The sequence below is a fragment of the Burkholderia orbicola genome (genome assembly GCF_900100915.1).
Taxonomy (GTDB): domain Bacteria; phylum Pseudomonadota; class Gammaproteobacteria; order Burkholderiales; family Burkholderiaceae; genus Burkholderia; species Burkholderia orbicola.
Genome location: NZ_FNKW01000002.1, coordinates 1,779,772 through 1,795,464, shown reverse-complemented (window position 1 = coordinate 1,795,464; position 15,693 = coordinate 1,779,772). Strand labels below are relative to the sequence as shown.

The 15,693-nt window shown below is 67.3% G+C and carries 17 protein-coding genes; 10 read left to right on the top strand and 7 right to left on the bottom strand.

The features are described from left to right. Positions 1-11: 11 nt before the first annotated feature. The gene (locus BLS50_RS24920) at positions 12-1,745 is read left to right on the top strand and encodes a T6SS phospholipase effector Tle1-like catalytic domain-containing protein (RefSeq protein ID WP_069230419.1); all 1,734 of its coding nucleotides are present in this window, start codon (positions 12-14) and stop codon (positions 1,743-1,745) included. Positions 1,746-1,824: 79 nt separating this feature from the next. Here BLS50_RS24920 and BLS50_RS24915 read toward each other — a convergent pair whose 3' ends face one another. Then, entirely contained in the window at positions 1,825-2,445 is a 621-nt protein-coding gene (locus tag BLS50_RS24915) for a LysE/ArgO family amino acid transporter (protein ID WP_012339039.1), read from the bottom strand. 110 nt (positions 2,446-2,555) lie between these two features. Between BLS50_RS24915 and BLS50_RS24910 the strand changes: the two genes are divergently transcribed. After that, entirely contained in the window at positions 2,556-3,449 is an 894-nt protein-coding gene (locus tag BLS50_RS24910; protein WP_074804828.1) for a LysR family transcriptional regulator ArgP, read from the top strand. A 48-nt stretch (positions 3,450-3,497) separates the two neighbouring features. Here the strand turns inward: BLS50_RS24910 and fnr are convergent, their stop codons facing one another. The 3 genes from fnr to BLS50_RS24895 all read right to left on the bottom strand — a co-directional run bounded on the left by fnr (position 3,498) and on the right by BLS50_RS24895 (position 5,750). Beyond that, positions 3,498-4,244, bottom strand: coding sequence for a fumarate/nitrate reduction transcriptional regulator Fnr (gene fnr / locus BLS50_RS24905; RefSeq protein ID WP_074804825.1), 747 nt, complete (start codon positions 4,242-4,244; stop codon positions 3,498-3,500). 103 nt (positions 4,245-4,347) lie between these two features. Further along, complete coding sequence (locus BLS50_RS24900; RefSeq protein WP_006480140.1) at positions 4,348-4,815, bottom strand: universal stress protein; 468 nt, start codon at positions 4,813-4,815, stop codon at positions 4,348-4,350. 527 nt (positions 4,816-5,342) lie between these two features. Then, positions 5,343-5,750, bottom strand: coding sequence for a DUF3005 domain-containing protein (locus BLS50_RS24895; RefSeq protein ID WP_074804822.1), 408 nt, complete (start codon positions 5,748-5,750; stop codon positions 5,343-5,345). A 278-nt stretch (positions 5,751-6,028) separates the two neighbouring features. Between BLS50_RS24895 and BLS50_RS24890 the strand changes: the two genes are divergently transcribed. Together BLS50_RS24890 and epsC are read left to right on the top strand one after the other, a co-directional pair. Then, the gene (locus BLS50_RS24890; RefSeq protein WP_006480138.1) at positions 6,029-6,262 is read left to right on the top strand and encodes a hypothetical protein; all 234 of its coding nucleotides are present in this window, start codon (positions 6,029-6,031) and stop codon (positions 6,260-6,262) included. 138 nt (positions 6,263-6,400) lie between these two features. Continuing rightward, the gene (gene epsC, locus BLS50_RS24885) at positions 6,401-7,321 is read left to right on the top strand and encodes a serine O-acetyltransferase EpsC (RefSeq protein WP_011548715.1); all 921 of its coding nucleotides are present in this window, start codon (positions 6,401-6,403) and stop codon (positions 7,319-7,321) included. Between the two features lie 163 nt (positions 7,322-7,484). Here the strand turns inward: epsC and BLS50_RS24880 are convergent, their stop codons facing one another. The 3 genes from BLS50_RS24880 to BLS50_RS24870 all read right to left on the bottom strand — a co-directional run bounded on the left by BLS50_RS24880 (position 7,485) and on the right by BLS50_RS24870 (position 9,946). Continuing rightward, positions 7,485-8,288 carry an SDR family oxidoreductase gene (locus BLS50_RS24880; protein ID WP_074804820.1) on the bottom strand — a complete coding sequence of 268 codons (804 nt, stop codon included), beginning with the start codon at positions 8,286-8,288 and terminating at the stop codon, positions 7,485-7,487. Continuing rightward, positions 8,288-8,923, bottom strand: a complete 636-nt coding sequence (folE, locus tag BLS50_RS24875) for a GTP cyclohydrolase I FolE (protein WP_011548713.1) — start codon at positions 8,921-8,923, stop codon at positions 8,288-8,290. Before folE ends, BLS50_RS24880 begins: the two co-directional genes overlap by 1 nt. Positions 8,924-9,019: 96 nt before the next feature. Beyond that, positions 9,020-9,946 (bottom strand): LysR family transcriptional regulator, encoded by a 927-nt coding sequence (locus BLS50_RS24870; protein ID WP_074804817.1) that lies wholly within the window; start codon positions 9,944-9,946, stop codon positions 9,020-9,022. Between the two features lie 164 nt (positions 9,947-10,110). Here BLS50_RS24870 and pobA point away from each other — a divergent pair, with 164 nt between their 5' ends. From pobA to pcaC, 6 genes are all read left to right on the top strand, one after another. Continuing rightward, positions 10,111-11,343: a 4-hydroxybenzoate 3-monooxygenase gene (gene pobA, locus BLS50_RS24865; RefSeq protein ID WP_074804814.1), complete on the top strand. Its 1,233-nt coding sequence runs from the start codon at positions 10,111-10,113 to the stop codon at positions 11,341-11,343. Positions 11,344-11,487: 144 nt separating this feature from the next. Beyond that, positions 11,488-12,204: a 3-oxoacid CoA-transferase subunit A gene (locus tag BLS50_RS24860; protein WP_006480132.1), complete on the top strand. Its 717-nt coding sequence runs from the start codon at positions 11,488-11,490 to the stop codon at positions 12,202-12,204. Positions 12,205-12,224: 20 nt separating this feature from the next. Further along, complete coding sequence (locus BLS50_RS24855; RefSeq protein ID WP_006482308.1) at positions 12,225-12,881, top strand: CoA transferase subunit B; 657 nt, start codon at positions 12,225-12,227, stop codon at positions 12,879-12,881. Between the two features lie 88 nt (positions 12,882-12,969). Beyond that, positions 12,970-14,328, top strand: a complete 1,359-nt coding sequence (locus BLS50_RS24850) for a 3-carboxy-cis,cis-muconate cycloisomerase (protein WP_074804811.1) — start codon at positions 12,970-12,972, stop codon at positions 14,326-14,328. A gap of 16 nt (positions 14,329-14,344) precedes the next feature. Continuing rightward, entirely contained in the window at positions 14,345-15,130 is a 786-nt protein-coding gene (gene pcaD / locus BLS50_RS24845) for a 3-oxoadipate enol-lactonase (RefSeq protein ID WP_011548708.1), read from the top strand. A 10-nt stretch (positions 15,131-15,140) separates the two neighbouring features. Beyond that, positions 15,141-15,530: a 4-carboxymuconolactone decarboxylase gene (gene pcaC / locus BLS50_RS24840; protein ID WP_011356714.1), complete on the top strand. Its 390-nt coding sequence runs from the start codon at positions 15,141-15,143 to the stop codon at positions 15,528-15,530. Positions 15,531-15,693 lie beyond the last annotated feature (163 nt).

Genomic DNA, 15,693 nt, shown 5'->3' with positions numbered 1-15,693 from the left:
GCGTAACCGCCATGAGCAATCCCCCCCTCATTCGACGCATCACCGATATCACGCCGGTCGAGGACTCGATCCGCAACGGGCATCGCGAGGCGCTCGATCCGCTGCGGGTCGAGCAATGCAAGGAGTGTCCGAAGCCCGTGTGGTTCACGGCCTTCTTCGACGGCACGGGCAACAACTACGGCGAGGACGGCAACGGTTCGACGGACGTCGCGAAGACCAAGTACAGCAACATCGCCAAACTCGCGATGTTTGCCCATGTCCCGTTCAACAAGGCCAATCCGCGCACGATGGGCCGGTACGTCGAGGGCGTCGGCACACCGTGCAGCAAGGTCGGTGATTCGGGCAAGGGTATCGACGGCGCGCTCGGCATGGCGGCCGCGAGCAAGGGCGAGGCGCGCATCCGCTGGATGCTCCGCGAGCTCGAAAAGCACGTGGCGAACCACATGCCGGCCGTGAGCCAGATCAACGTGGCCGCGTTCGGCTTCTCGCGCGGCGCCACGGAGGCGCGGGCGTTCGTCCGCATGCTGACCGAGCAGCTGGCCGAGAACATCGGCGGTCGGCTCTGGTGGAACAAGAAGAACATGAAGGGGATGCGTCCCGAAGTGGTCGTCTACTTCATGGGCATCCTCGATACGGTGGCGTCGACAGGCTTCGGCGGCAGCCGCCTGGAGAAGGCGGCGCCCTACATCGTCGGCGCGATCCTCGGGCCGGTCTATGGCGGCATGCTCCACAGCATCGACAAGGGCGGCCATGCGGAATGGGCGAACGACATCCGCATTCCGGACTACGTGCGGGAATGCGTTCACTATGTCGCATCGCATGAAGTCCGGGAGAAATTCCCCGGCGACTCGGTGCGCGAGGATCAGAAGCTTCCCTCGAACTGTCGCGAGGTGTATTACCCCGGCATGCACTCGGACGTGGGCGGCGGCTACGAGCGCAACTATCAGGAAGGGCGCACCAACGAGCTGGCCAACGTCGCGTTGAACAATCTCTATATCGACGCGTGGAAGGCCGGCGTGCCGTTTCGCGAGCCGAAGGAGATCGTGGAATCGGCCGGCGGGCTGTTCGCGATTTCCCCCGAGCTGGAGACGGCCTGGAACGTGTACATGGGGCAGGGCAACGAGCGGCGCGCGGGCGTGGCGTCGAACAGCGGCCGGCTCGAGTCGCAGATCATCTGGCACATGAACCGCTACTACCAGTGGCGCGCCAGCCGCAGCCGGCGCCTGCACGACGGCCGGCTGAAGCCGCCGGGCGGCGTGAATTCCTACATGGCGATTACCGACCGCGAATGGAACGAGGATGCGGATCTCATCCGTCGCGCCAACGGGGGCGTCCTGACCCGGACCATCTCGGAGCAGTACAAGGCGATCGACGCGGCCACGCGGGTCACCGGCAACTGGCTGGGGGGTATCGATCCGGCGGCGCGCGCGACGTTCGACCGGTTCTTCGATCACTACGTGCACGACTCGATCGCGGGTTTCAAGAAGCAGATGGAAGACGGTCACGTCGGCTTCGCCGAATCGAGCCGCTGGTCGGTCAACCGTCAGTACTTCATGGGCAAGCGCGGCAAGAAGTTCCTGTACTGGCGCTACGAGGGCGACAAGGCCGAGCAGGCCGCCACGCAACTCGCCAAGGTCGATCCGGCCAAGCAGCAGGACCCGACGGCAGCCAACGAACCGCAACTGGCCAGCAACCAGCCCGCGGCGATCGGCGGTCCGCTGCCCGACGCGACCTCGACGGCCTGACGCCGACCCCATACCGGTCGCGACCGCGGCCGGCTGCCCGACGTCGCGGCAGACAGGATCTGCCGCGACACGCCCCTCCCTACCGCAACTGCACGGCCGCGAGAAACAGCACCATGCTGCCGATCGCGCCGTCCAGCACGCGCCACGCGACCGCCTTGCGGAACCACGGCGCCAGCAATCGCGCGCCATAGCCGAGCCCGAGGAACCACACGACGCTGACCGTCATCGCGCCGATCGCGAACGCGAGCCGCGCGCCTTCCGGCTCGCGCGCGCCGGCCGTGCCGATCAGCAGGAACGTGTCGAGGTAGACGTGCGGGTTGAGCCACGTGAATGCGAGCGTCATCAGTACGATCGCGAGCGCGCGTTGCGGCGGCGGGGCGACCGCGTCGCCGCGCACGTCGAGCGTGTCGTGGCCCGGCTTGAACGCACGGCGCAGCGCGTTGATGCCGAACCACGCGAGATACGCGAGGCCGACGTACAGCACCGCATGGACGAAGGTCGGATAGCGCTCGACCAGCACCGATGCGCCGCCGACGCCCGCGCCGATCAGGATCATGTCGGACACCGCGCACAGCAGCACGATCTTGCCGACGTGCGAGCGCATGATGCCCTGGCGCAGCACGAATGCGTTCTGTGCGCCGATGGTGACGATGAGCGACGCGCACAGTGCGGCGCCGTGGGAAAAAGCGAGCCAGTTCATGATGGGGGACAGCCGTGGAAGCAGTAGACGGATGAATCGGGTAGCGCTAGTCTGCGATCGGGGCGGGAATAAGAGAAGCTAAATCACCTAATGCGGATTAAGGAAATCTAATGCTCGACTACGCGTTGCTCGATGCCCTCGCGGCCGTGATCCGGCACGGCTCGTTCGAGCGGGCGGCCAAGGAGCTGAGCGTCACGCCGTCGGCGGTGTCGCAGCGCGTGAAGCTGCTGGAGGAGCGGGTCGGCAGCGTGCTCGTCAAGCGCGGGCAGCCGTGCGTCGCGACCACGTCGGGCGCGCTGCTGTGCCGGCATACCGAACGCGTGCAGCTGCTGGAGGCCGAACTGGGCGGCCGGATGCCCGCGTTGCCGGGCCAGGTCGCGAGCGCCTGGCCGACGCTGCGCGTGGCCGTCAACGACGACAGCGTCGCGACGTGGTTCATCGACGCGGTCGGGCCGTTCTGCACGGAGCGCGAGACGCTGCTCGACCTCGTGATCGACGATCAGGATTACACGGCCTCGCGCATTCGTGACGGCAGCGTGCAGGGCGCGGTGACCGCGCAGGCGGAGCCGATCCAGGGATGCCGGTCGGAGCGGCTCGGGCGAATCCGCTATCGCGCGGTGTGCTCGCCGGCGTTTTACGCACGTTATTTCGATGCGGGGATCACGCGCGATGCGCTGCGCCGCGCGCCGTGCGTGATGTTCAATCCGAAGGACGGGTTGCAGGCGCGTTTCATCCGACGCGTGACGCGCGCGGATCTCGATCCGCCGCAGCACTGGATACCGCACGTCGCAGGCTATCTGCGCGCGTGCGAAACGGGATTGGGATGGGGGATGTGCCCTGACCGGATGGTCGACCGGCAACTGGCGGCGGGCGAGCTGATCGACATGTCGCGCGGCCGAACCATCGACATCGATCTGTACTGGCAGAGCTGGCGTCTGTCGATCGGCTGGCTCGACGATTTCAGCGCGGCGCTGAAGGCGCGTGCCGCGCTGTTTCTCGATTGACCAGCGACGTCATGCGGGCGGCGCGCACGCGGTGCGCGCCGTGCGACGTCAGAGGTGTTGCAGGCCGTCGAAGTCGACGATCTGCACGTGGCGGCCCTGCATTTCGATCAGGCCGCGCTTCTGGAATTTCGACAGCGTGCGGCTGACCGTTTCGAGCGTCATGCCGAGATAGCTGCCGATGTCCTCGCGCGTCATCCGCAGGTTGAATTCCGACGGCGAGTAGCCGCGTTTCAGGTAGCGCGACGAGACGTCGAGCAGGAAAGCGGCGACGCGCTCCTCCGCATTCAGCGAGCCGAGCAGCATCGTTTGCGACGTTTCGCGCACGATCTGTTCGCTCATCAGCTTGTGCATGCGCAACTGCATCGAGCCGGCTTCCGAGCACAGCGCCTTGAGCGCGCTGTACGGAATCACGCAGACGGAGCTGTCTTCCAGCGCGACCGCGGTGCGCGGGTGCGTATCGTCGCAGATGCCGTCGAGGCCGAGCGCTTCGCCGGCGAGGTGCAGGCCCGTGACCTGTTCGCGGCCGTCGTGGCGCGTCGCGACGGTCTTCAGCGAACCCGAGCGCACCGCGTACAGGTTGTCGAATGCGTCGCCTTCGCGGAACAGCGCTTCGCCGCGCTTGACCGGGCGTGCCGCGCAGATGACCGATTCGAGGCGACTGAGCGCTTCGGGCGCCAGGCCCTGCGGCATGCACAGGTGCCGCATCGCGCACGACGAGCAGTGCGGGGCCTGACGGGGAGCCCAGCTACCGGGATGGGGCGTGGCGGCGGGGCGGGTGGCGACGGGCGTCAGCATGATCGTTTACTCCGGCGTTGAATCGACGAAATCATTGTCCCACCGCAAGTTGCCGCTGTCGGGCGACAAAACGTCGCGACCGGGCGCACGTGCCGAACGCCGCTCAGGCAGCCGGCTCGTCCGCGTTGGCGGCGGCCGGAATCAGCAGCACCGGCAGCGTTGCGTGGCGCACGCATTGTTCGGCGATGCTGCCGAGCACGAGGCGGCGGAAGCCGCGGCGGCCATGCGTGCCGAGCACGAGCAGATCGGCGCCGAACGCTTTCGCGCCGTCGAGGATCAGCGACGACACGTCGTTGAGCGACGTCGCTTCGTTCAGCTGCGTTTCGCCCTTCACGCCGGCGGCCTGCATCAGCTTCGCGAAATCCTGCGCGAGTGCGTTGCCCTGCGCGAGGAGCTGATCGCGCAGCACGGACGGATCGTAGCCGGGCACGTTGTAGTAGATCGCGGCGTTCTCGACGACGTAGAACGGCTGCAGCTCCGCGCCGTGCGCTTTCGCGAGCGCCAGTGCGGCATCGAACGCATGGCGGGACGTGTCGCTGCCGTCGACGGCAACCAGAATACGCTTGTACATAGTGTCTCCGAGTGGCGGGTTGAAACGAAGTCGGCCGGATGGCCGAGCGGGCCGGGCAATGCTGCGAGGCAGAGTAAACCAACGGGCACGATCGTGCAGCGAGGTGCCTGTCGTGCCGCGCGGCCGCGTGGTTTCTGTCGCTGTCGCGCATGGCCATGCGCGCGACGCATGCTGCGCCGCGCGACGCGTGTCGCGTGAGGCGGCAAGCGTCGAGCCGCATTGCTGACGTAAACGTATGCGCACGCATCGACCCGGCCCGGCTGCACCATGCCGATGCGTCGCACGCACCGCCATTCAATCGCAATCGCACCGTGGCGCCATGACTTCGGTCAATGCCTGTGCGTCGATGCGATGCGCGGCATGCATGACTGCGAAGCCGATGCCAGGGCGCGGAATCGTTCGTTGCGACAACGTGCGAGCGGGTATCGGCGTGCAGTCCGATCACACGCGCCGACTCACCGCCATCGATCATCGTGATCGACCGATAGCGCATCCCAAACGAACGACCGATTCAAACGCCGCGCCGGCTATCTCGGCACGGCCGTCAGCTCGATGACGCGCTCCGGCCGGCGGCTGTGGCCGGGCCAGTATGCGCTGCCGTACATCCGGTGAACGGGGCCGAACGGCGCGTCGCCCGCAGGCGGCGTGTCGAAGCCTTTCTCGATCACCGTGTAGCCGGCGCGCAGCGCAAACGCCGGATGATTGCCGTCGGGGCGGCTGTCGAAACCGGCGAAGCCGTCGCCGGCCTCCGGCATCGCATTGACGAGCGACGCATTGCTGCGCGTGATCTCGTCGGGCGAGATCGGCCCGACCCCGGCGAGCCGCGACGCTTCGCGGTGCTTGCCGTCGGTGTCGACCGTGCTGTCGTGCGTGTCGTCGTTGTCGAGTTCGATGCTGCGCGGATGCGTACGACCTGTTTGAGCGGAGGATTCCATCGCGGCTCTCCTGGCGGCGACACGCTCCGGATCGAAGCAAATCCCGTTCCGGGCACGACGGGAAAAGGCGCGCGGGCGATCGCCGCGGTCGCGCGACGCGCACTGATTTGTCATGATTTATTTCAGCTAGAAGACGCGTTTTCTACAGAGTATGATTCTTTTCCTGCGAAGCGGCGACAGGGGATGAAGTCTCGCCGCCTCTGCCCGCGCCGGGGCGCCGCAGCACCCTTAAAGACGGGTAGCGAACAACAAAGCAAGGGACTAGAGGTGGCGGATTCATGCAAGCGACTACTGCCTTCACGCACCGCGGTTATCTGTTGAATTGCGCGCCCGCACGCGCCAGTGACGGTTCATTCAAGCCCTACGTCGTGATCTCCCGATCGAGCGACGGGGAGCTCGTGGCGAACCGGTTTTTTCCGATCGAGCTCCAGTTCAACGACGAAGGCGACGCGATCGCGCACGCGCGCGACTGGGCCGTGCGCTGGATCGACGCGAGCAGCATCTCGATGTGACGCCGCCGCACGCATGCGGCGTCGGCCGTCCGGCCGATCCCCCGGGGTGCCGCTCCCGGACAAAAAACGCGGTAATCTTGCGGAACCCGTCACTTTATTAGCGGCCGCGCATCCGCGCGCGGCTGCCCGCATTGGCTTATGTCGACATCACCCGCCCGTCAGTGGGGCCTCGAAGAAATCGTCGCCGGCTTGCGCGAGTCGCGCGAGGAACTCCATCGCACGCGCCATCCGCGCGGCATCCGCGAACTGCCGTCGCGCGATGCGATCTGCAAGATTGTGACCGGCCTGCGCGCGTCGATGTTTCCGACGCACTATGGCGCCCCCGACCTGACCGACGAAAGCGTCGACTTCTACGTCGGCCACACGCTCGAAAGCACGCTGCGCGTGCTGTCCGAGCAGATCCGCCGCGCGCTGCCGTTCCTGCCCGAGCACGTCGATACGCCGTTCGCCGAGCTCGACGAACGTGCGTTCGAGATCGCGCGCGAGTTCGGCCGGCAGTTGCCGGCGATCCGCGCGCTGCTCGTCAGCGACATCCAGGCCGCGTACGCGGGCGATCCGGCCGCGCAGCACATCACCGAGATCCTGCTGTGCTACCCCGGCGTGTTCGCGATGATGCACCATCGGCTCGCACACGCGCTGCACCAGCTCGGCGTGCCGCTGCTCGCGCGGTTCATCAATGAAATCGCACACTCGGCCACCGGCATCGACATCCACCCCGGCGCGCAGATCGGCCCGAGCTTCTTCATCGATCACGGCACCGGCGTCGTGATCGGCGAAACCGCGATCATCGGCGAGCGCGTGCGCGTGTACCAGGCGGTCACGCTTGGCGCGAAGAGTTTCCCGGCGGATGGCGAAGGCGCGCTGGTGAAGGGCAATGCACGGCACCCGATCGTCGAGGACGACGTGGTGATTTATGCGGGCGCGACGATCCTCGGCCGCGTGACGATCGGGCGCGGCTCGGTGATCGGCGGCAACGTGTGGCTCACCCACAGCGTGCCGCCCGGCACGAGCGTCGCGCAGGGCAAGGTCCGCGAAGGCGGGAGCGCCGAGAAGCCGTAACGCGGCGAGCGAATGCGCGGGCGTCGTTCCGCGCAACGCCGCGGATGACGCGCAATGGTTCGGCGGCCGGGCCGCCGTCGGGCGCTCGCGGGCGTGAGCGGCGCGAAGCCGGTTCGTCCCGGCGCACGAAGGCGGCGCGCAGCCGCCTGCGTTCATCGAAGCTTCAGTGCTTGCCGTCCGGCGAGCGGTGCTTGTACAGTACGTCCTGGTCGACTCGGATCAGATTCTGGCCCGCATCGACGACGAAATCCACGCCGTTGTACGCATTGCCCGTGAGCAGCAGGATTGCGCTGGCGACGTCGTCGGGGCCCGCGATGCGCGCGAGCGGCGTCGATGCGCGGCTCGCGTGTTCGAAGTCGGCCTGCGTCTGGTCGTCGCTCGGCAGCATCAGCCCCGGGAACACCGCATTCACGCGCAGCACCGGCGCGGACGACAGCGCGAGCATCTGCGTCAGGTTGCCGAGCGCGGCCTTCGCGACCGTGTAACTGAAATGGTCGCGGTGGAAGTTTTCCTTGATCTTCTGGTCGACCACGTTCACGACGACGCCCTGCGTGCCGGCCGCGCGGGCCCGCTCGTAGAACGCGCGCGTGAGCAGGATCGGCGCGCGGCAATTGACGGCCCACGCCTGGTCGAACGCGGCGAGATCGAAGCTCGGGAAATGGTCCTGCCAGAACACCGACGCGTTGTTGACCAGCACGTCGAGGCGGCCGAAGCGCACATAGACCGCATCGATCAGCGCGGTGATCTGCGCGGCATCGGACAGGTCGGCCTGCAGCGCCACCGCATCGTGCCCGCGTTCGGCAATCGCGCGGGCGGCGGCCTGCGCGGCATCGGCCGAACGGTCGTAATGCACCGCGGTGCGATAGCCGTGCGCGGCGAAATACTCTGCGAACGCGCGCCCGGCCCGGCGCGCGGCGCCGGTCACGAGCACGACGGGCGCGTGCGCCGTTTGCTTCGTCTGCTCCATCAGGTATTCGTCAGGTTGACCGAGGAAGGATTCGCGACGATCGACAGGAATTCGCGACGCGTCGACGGATCGGTGCGGAACGTGCCGAGCATGCGCGACGTGACCATCTCGACGCCCGGCTTGTGCACGCCGCGCGTGGAGATGCACTGGTGCGCGGCTTCGAGGATCACGCCGACGCCCTTCGGCTGCAGCACGTCGAACAGCGTGTCGGCGATCTGCACGGTCATCTTTTCCTGGATCTGCAGGCGCTTCGCGAACGCGTCGACGAGGCGCGCGAGCTTCGAGATGCCGACGACGCGATGGTTCGGCAGATACGCGACGTGCGCGCGGCCGATGATCGGCACCATATGGTGCTCGCAGTAGCTCTCGAAGCGGATGTCCTTCAGCACGATCATTTCGTCGTAGCCGTCGACTTCGCTGAACGTGCGCGCGAGGATGTCGCGCGGCTCCAGCGCGTAGCCGGCGAAGAACTGCTCGTATGCGCGCACGACGCGTGCGGGCGTGTCGAGCAGGCCTTCGCGCGCGGGATCGTCGCCGGCCCAGCGCAACAGCACGCGGACGGCGTCTTCGGCTTCTTCACGGCTCGGCCGCGAGGCGACCGGCTGGGGCTGTGTGGTTTTCTTTCCCTTACCCATGTAGTGGCTCCATCGAAGGCCGCCTGCGGCGGCCGATATCCGGCCATTGTTTCATGCTTTCGCCGCTCGTGCGTGCGGGCCGCCGCGCCTCCTTCCTCACTTCGGCCATTCGTCCTGCTCGTCGTTGAACAGCGACGCGACGACGCCGCGCAGCCACGCGGTGCGCGGGTCGTTGTGGTACTTGCGATGCCAGTGCTGTTTCAGGTCGAAGCGCGGTAACGCGAGCGGCGGCTCGACGGGCACGATGAACGCGTGCTCGGCCGCATACGCATAGCCGATCGCGTGCGGCACCGTCGCGATCAGGTCGGTGCGGCTCAGGATGAACGGCAGGCTCATGAAGTGCGGCGTTTCGAGCACCGCGCGGCGCTGCATGCGCTGCTTCGCGAGATATTTCTCGAGCACCTCCTGGCTGCGGCCTTCGGCGCGCACCACCGCGTGCCCGCACGCGAGGAACTGCTCGACCGTGAACGGCGGCGTCTGCTCGAACGGATGGCCGCGTCGCATCAGGCAGACGAACCGGTGCGTGAACAGCCGCTGCTGGAAGAAGTTGTTGCCGTCGAGATCGGGGAAGTAGCCGACCGCGAGATCGATCGACCCGGCTTCGAGGCCGCGTCCGACTTCGTCGTGCGCGAGCGAGACCGAACGCAGGTTCGCGTGCGGCGCATGCGTCGCGAACGCCTGCAACAGCTTCGGCAGGAACACGATCTCGCCGACGTCCGACAGCGCGATCGAGAACGTATGCGTGCTCGCGGCCGGATCGAAATCGTGCGGCGCGACGAGGCCGCGCTCGATCTGCGCGAGCGCGTCGCGGGCGGCCGGCAGCAGCGCCAGCGCGCGCGGCGTCGGCTCCATGCCGCGCGATGTGCGCACGAACAGCGGATCACCGAAGTATTCGCGCAGCCGGCCGAGCGCCGTGCTCACGCGCGGCTGGCTCACGCCGAGCAGGTCGCCCGCGCGGCTCACGTTGCGCGTGTCGTCGAGCGCGACGAGGTAGGGAATCAGGTTCAGATCGAGCGCATCCATGGCCGGGTCGGTATCTCCAAAACGTATACAACATATCTCCTGAATCGCGTTGCCGCATAGTCGGGAAAGCGCTCAAATGTGTTCCATTACTCGAACCAATTTGCTTTGCATGGGGCCCGACTAAGCGCTGAAGCGCTAAGTCGGGCCGACACTGGAGACGAACAATGCGCACCCAAGTCGCGATCATCGGCGCCGGTCCGTCCGGCCTTCTGCTTTCCCACCTGCTGCGCCTGCAAGGCGTCGATTCCATCCTCGTCGAAGCGCGTTCCCGCGAATACTGCGAGAACCGCATCCGCGCCGGCGTGCTGGAGCAGGGCACGGTCGACACGCTGAACGACGCCGGCCTCGGCGACCGGATGCGCCGCGAGGGGCTCGAGCATCACGGTATCGAGCTGCTGTTCGACGGCCAGCGCCACCGTATCGACCTGTCCGAACTGACCGGCGGGCGCGCGATCACCGTCTATAGCCAGCACGAAGTCGTGCGCGACCTGATCGCGGCCGGCGTCGAGCACGGCCATCAGATGCACTTCGAAGTCAGCGACGTCGCGCTGCACGACGTCGAAAGCGAGCACCCGTTCGTCACGTTCAAGCACGCGGACGGCCGCGCGGACCGCATCGACTGCGATTACATCGCCGGCTGCGACGGCTTCCACGGCATCGCGCGCCAGACGATTCCCGCCGAGCGGCTGAACACGTTCGAGCGCGTCTACCCGTTCGCATGGCTCGGCATCCTCGCGGACGCGGCGCCGTCGCTCGACGAGCTCGTGTACGCACATCACGACAACGGCTTCGCGCTGTTCTCGATGCGCTCGCCGACGGTCACGCGCCTGTACCTGCAATGCAAGCCGGATGAAGACCTCGCCGAATGGTCCGATGCACGGATCTGGGACGAACTGCATACGCGCTTCTCGAACGACACCGGCTGGACGCCAACCGAGGGCCGGATCACGCAGAAGAGCGTGACGCCGATGCGCAGCTTCGTGTCGGAGACGATGCAGCACGGCCGCCTGTTCCTCGCCGGCGATGCCGCGCACATCGTGCCGCCGACCGGCGCGAAGGGGATGAACCTCGCGGTGGCCGACGTCCGCGCGCTGTCCCGCGCGCTCGGCGCGCGCTACCGGACGGGCGACGCGACGCCGCTCGAGCGCTATTCGGCGACCTGCCTCGAACGCGTGTGGCGCGCCGAGCACTTCTCGTACTTCATGACGAACCTGCTGCATGCGTCGCCGGACGACTCGCCGTTCGTCAATCGCCTGAAGTTTGCCGAGCTGAAATACGTGACGCGCTCGCGGGCCGCCGCGCAGTCGCTCGCCGAAAACTACGTCGGTTTGCCGTTCGACGACGCGATGCCCCCCGAGGCAACCCGCCTTGACAACGCGCTGTGCGCGACTCTATGATCGGCCCATCGTTCGCTAATCGAATCTAGGTTCGAATAGCGAACAAAAGCCGAGGGTCGACGACGGCCTCCGGCGCGGCACGCGACACGCGCGTGTCCCCTCGACAGGCCGCGCACGAGCCGCGGGTTCGCATCAGGAAGAGACATGGTCAACAAGATTTTCGAATCGCTTCAGTCGGCGGTTGCCGACGTCCACGATGGCGCGACAATCATGATCGGCGGCTTCGGCACGGCCGGCATGCCGTCCGAGCTGATCGACGCGCTGATCGAACAGGGCGCGCGCGACCTGACGATCGTCAACAACAACGCGGGCAACGGCGAGACGGGTCTCGCGGCGCTCCTGAAGGCGAAGCAGGTGCGCAAGATCATCTGCTCGTTCCCGCGCCAGAGCGACTCGCAGGTGTTCGACGCGTTGTACCGCGCGGGCGAGATCGAGCTGGAGCTCGTGCCGCAGGGCAACCTCGCGGAGCGCATCCGCGCGGCGGGCGCGGGCATCGGCGGTTTCTTCACGCCGACCGGCTACGGCACCAAGCTCGCGGAAGGCAAGGAAACGCGCGTGATCGACGGCAAGCCGTATGTGTTCGAGACGCCGATCCACGCCGATTTCGCGCTGGTGAAGGCGTACAAGGGCGATCGCTGGGGCAATCTCGTGTATCGCAAGACCGCGCGCAACTTCGGGCCGATCATGGCCAGCGCCGCGAAGGTCGCGATCGTCCAGGTGTCGGAAGTCGTGCCGCTCGGCGGGCTGAACCCGGAACACATCGTGACGCCGGGCATTTTCGTGCAGCGCATCGTCGAGGTGCCGCAGGCCGCGCACGCGGCCGAGCTGGCCGCCGAGCACGCTGCATCGCAAGCCGCCTGACCCACCTGGAGCAAACCGACATGAAACGACTGACCCGCGATGAAATGGCCAAGCGCGTCGCCCAGGACATCCCCGAAGGCGCGTACGTGAACCTCGGCATCGGCGTGCCGACGCTGGTGGCCAACCACCTCGACCCGAGCAAGGAGATCTTCCTGCACAGCGAGAACGGCCTGCTCGGCATGGGCCCGGCGCCCGCGCCCGGCGAGGAAGACGACGAACTGATCAACGCCGGCAAGCAGCACGTGACGCTGCTCACCGGCGGCGCGTATTTCCACCACTCGGATTCGTTCGCGATGATGCGCGGCGGCCACCTCGACTACTGCGTGCTCGGCGCGTTCCAGGTGTCGGCGAACGGTGACCTCGCGAACTGGCATACGGGCGCGCCCGATGCGATTCCGGCGGTCGGCGGCGCGATGGACCTCGCGATCGGCGCGAAGCAGGTGTTCGTGATGATGGAGCACCTGACGAAGCAGGGCGAGAGCAAGATCGTCGCGCAGTGCTCGTATCCGGTCACCGGCGTGCAATGCGTGAGCCGTATCTATACGGATCTCGCCGTGCTCGACGTGACGGCCGACGGCCTCGCGGTGAGCGAGATCTTCACCGACCTGTCGTTCGACGAGCTGCAGAAGCTGACCGGCGTGCCGCTGATCGACGCGACGCAGAAGGCCGCCGCCTGAACGGCAAGCATGCCGGTGCGCGCATTCGAGCGCACGCCGGCACGCTTGGGTAGACAATAGGCGCACGCCGTTTCCCCATTCTGACGCCATGCTCGAAGACAGCGCCCGCCTGACCTCCCTGATTTGCGGCACCGAGCCGCTCAACCGGATCTGGTCGCCCCGCGCGACGATCCAGCGGATGCTCGACGTCGAGGCCGCGCTCGCGCGCACGCTCGCCGCGCAGCAGGTGATTCCCGCCGCCGCGGTCGCGCCGATCGAACGTGCGTGCGATGCCGGCCGGTTCGACGCCGAGGCCCTCGCGCACGGTGCGGCGCTCGGCGGCAATCTCGCGATTCCGCTCGTCAAGCAACTCACCGCGCAAGTGAAGGCCGACGACCCCGAGGCCGCGAAGTTCGTGCACTGGGGCGCGACGAGCCAGGACATCATCGATACCGCGACGGTGCTGCAGTTGCGCGACACGCTCGACGTGCTCGAGCCGCTGCTCGACGAAGCCTGTGCGTCGCTCGCGGCGCTCGCGCGTGCGCATCGCGCGACGCCGATGATCGGCCGCACGTGGCTGCAGCAGGCGCTGCCGATCACGCTCGGCCTCAAATTCGCTCAGTGGCTCGATGCGCTGCTGCGCCATCGCGCGCGTTTTGCCGAGCTGCGCGAGCGCGCGCTCGTGCTGCAGTTCGGCGGCGCGGCCGGCACGCTCGCGAGCCTGCGCGAGCATGCGGCCGGCGTGAGCGCCGCGCTCGCGGCCGATCTGAAGCTCGCGCTGCCGGCCGTGCCGTGGCATACGCAGCGCGACCGCATCGCGGAAGCCGCGTCGTGCTTCGGGATGCTGACCGGCACGCTCGGCAAGATCGCGCGCGACGTGTCGCTGCAGATGCAGACCGAAGTCGGCGAGCTCGGCGAACCGGCGGCTGCCGGCAAGGGCGGCTCGTCGACGATGCCGCACAAGCGCAACCCGGTCGGCTGCGCGGCCGTGCTGACGGCCGCCGTGCGTGCGCCGAACCTCGTCGCGACCGTGTTCGCGGGGATGGTGCAGGAGCATGAGCGCGCACTCGGCGGCTGGCAGGCCGAATGGGATGCGTTGCCCGATCTCGCGCGCCTGACCGGCGGTGCGCTCACGCAGATCGCGCAGATCGTCGCGGGCCTCGACGTGAACACCGACCGCCTCGCCGCGAACCTCGACCTCACGCACGGGCTGATCCTCGGCGAAGCGGTGATGCTCGCGCTCGGCGATCGCATCGGCCGGCTCGATGCGCATCACGTCGTCGAGCATGCGTCGAAGGAAGCCGTGCGCACCGGGGCGACGCTGTTCGACGTGCTCGCCGCCGATGCGACCGTGTCGGCGCACCTGTCGCGCGACGCGCTGGCGCGGCTGCTCGATCCCGCACATTACGTCGGCGAGGCGCAGGCCTATGTCGACGCCGTGCTCGCGCTGCACGCGGGTGCGAAATAACCAGGAGAACCTTGAGATGCCTTTCGCCACTGTCAACGGCGTGAAACTGCATTACCGGATCGACCGTGCCGCACGCGACGACGCGCCGTGGCTCGTTTTCTCGAACTCGCTCGGCGCCGACCTGCAGATGTGGGCGCCGCAGATCCGCCCGCTCACGCAGCACTTCAACATCCTGCGCTACGACACGCGTGGTCACGGCCATTCCGACGCGCCGGCCGGTTCGTACACGATCGAGCAACTGGCGGGCGACGTGATCGGCTTGCTCGACCACGTCGGCATCGACTGCGCGCATTTCTGCGGCATCTCGATGGGCGGGTTGACGGGCGCCGCGCTCGCCGCGCGCTACCCGTCGCGCATCGTGCGCGCGGTGCTGTCGAATACCGCTGCGAAGATCGGCTCGCCGGAAGTGTGGGCGCCGCGTGCGCAGAAGGCGCGCGCCGAAGGCATGGCCGCGCTCGCCGACGCCGTGCTGCCGCGCTGGTTCACCGACGCATTCGTCGAACGCGAGCCGCGCCTGTTCGATGCGATCCGCGACACCTTCGTGCATACCGACAAGGATGGCTATGCGGCGAACTGCGACGCGCTCAATGCGGCCGACCTGCGCGAGGAAGTGAAGGGCATCGCGTTGCCGGTGCTCGTCGTGACCGGCGCGAAGGACATGTCGACGCCGCCCGACCAGGGCCGCGCGCTTGCCGCCGCGATTCCCGGTGCGCTGCACGTCGAATTCGACGCCGCGCACATTTCGAACATCGAGTGCACCAGCGGTTTCAACCGCGCGTTGCTCGATTTCCTGACTGCGTGAGGCACCGGCGATGGACGACCAGGAACGTTATGAAGCAGGAATGAAGGTGCGTCGCGCGGTGCTCGGCGACGCGCACGTCGACCGTTCGATCGAGAACCGCACCGAGGTGACCGACGAATTCCAGAATCTGATCACGCGCTATGCATGGGGCGAGATCTGGACCCGCGACGGGCTGCCGCGCCATACGCGCAGCCTGCTGACCATCGCGATGATGGTGGCGCTGAACCGCGGCGAGGAACTGGCGCTGCACCTGCGCGCCGCGCGCAACAACGGCGTGACGCGCGACGAGATCAAGGAAGTGCTGCTGCAAACCGCGATCTATTGCGGCGTGCCGGCCGCGAATTCCGCGTTCCATCTCGCGGACAAGATCTTCAAGGAACAGGATGGTGCTGCTGGTTAAGCGCCGGCAGTGATCCGATCGCGCGGCCCGCTGATGCTGGCGAGCCGTGACGATCAACGAGCGCACCGGCAGCGAATCGGTGTGTGAACGAAGGAAAGGCGCGGCCATGAGGCCGCGCTTCTTGCATATATCAATGTTGGATGCGACCGATCGAGCGCTGACG

Excerpts from the sequence above, each read along its gene's own strand:
- BLS50_RS24920 (WP_069230419.1), top strand. The coding sequence starts at position 12 with ATGAGCAATCCCCCCCTCATTCGACGCATCACCGATATCACGCCGGTC.
- BLS50_RS24855 (WP_006482308.1), top strand. The coding sequence starts at position 12,225 with ATGAAACGACTGACCCGCGATGAAATGGCCAAGCGCGTCGCCCAGGAC.
- BLS50_RS24860 (WP_006480132.1), top strand. The coding sequence starts at position 11,488 with ATGGTCAACAAGATTTTCGAATCGCTTCAGTCGGCGGTTGCCGACGTC.
- BLS50_RS24915 (WP_012339039.1), bottom strand. The coding sequence starts at position 2,445 with ATGAACTGGCTCGCTTTTTCCCACGGCGCCGCACTGTGCGCGTCGCTC.
- pobA (WP_074804814.1), top strand. The coding sequence starts at position 10,111 with ATGCGCACCCAAGTCGCGATCATCGGCGCCGGTCCGTCCGGCCTTCTG.
- BLS50_RS24880 (WP_074804820.1), bottom strand. The coding sequence starts at position 8,288 with ATGGAGCAGACGAAGCAAACGGCGCACGCGCCCGTCGTGCTCGTGACC.
- epsC (WP_011548715.1), top strand. The coding sequence starts at position 6,401 with ATGTCGACATCACCCGCCCGTCAGTGGGGCCTCGAAGAAATCGTCGCC.
- BLS50_RS24895 (WP_074804822.1), bottom strand. The coding sequence starts at position 5,750 with ATGGAATCCTCCGCTCAAACAGGTCGTACGCATCCGCGCAGCATCGAA.
- BLS50_RS24910 (WP_074804828.1), top strand. The coding sequence starts at position 2,556 with ATGCTCGACTACGCGTTGCTCGATGCCCTCGCGGCCGTGATCCGGCAC.
- folE (WP_011548713.1), bottom strand. The coding sequence starts at position 8,923 with ATGGGTAAGGGAAAGAAAACCACACAGCCCCAGCCGGTCGCCTCGCGG.
- fnr (WP_074804825.1), bottom strand. The coding sequence starts at position 4,244 with ATGCTGACGCCCGTCGCCACCCGCCCCGCCGCCACGCCCCATCCCGGT.
- pcaD (WP_011548708.1), top strand. The coding sequence starts at position 14,345 with ATGCCTTTCGCCACTGTCAACGGCGTGAAACTGCATTACCGGATCGAC.
- BLS50_RS24890 (WP_006480138.1), top strand. The coding sequence starts at position 6,029 with ATGCAAGCGACTACTGCCTTCACGCACCGCGGTTATCTGTTGAATTGC.
- BLS50_RS24900 (WP_006480140.1), bottom strand. The coding sequence starts at position 4,815 with ATGTACAAGCGTATTCTGGTTGCCGTCGACGGCAGCGACACGTCCCGC.
- BLS50_RS24850 (WP_074804811.1), top strand. The coding sequence starts at position 12,970 with ATGCTCGAAGACAGCGCCCGCCTGACCTCCCTGATTTGCGGCACCGAG.
- BLS50_RS24870 (WP_074804817.1), bottom strand. The coding sequence starts at position 9,946 with ATGGATGCGCTCGATCTGAACCTGATTCCCTACCTCGTCGCGCTCGAC.
- pcaC (WP_011356714.1), top strand. The coding sequence starts at position 15,141 with ATGGACGACCAGGAACGTTATGAAGCAGGAATGAAGGTGCGTCGCGCG.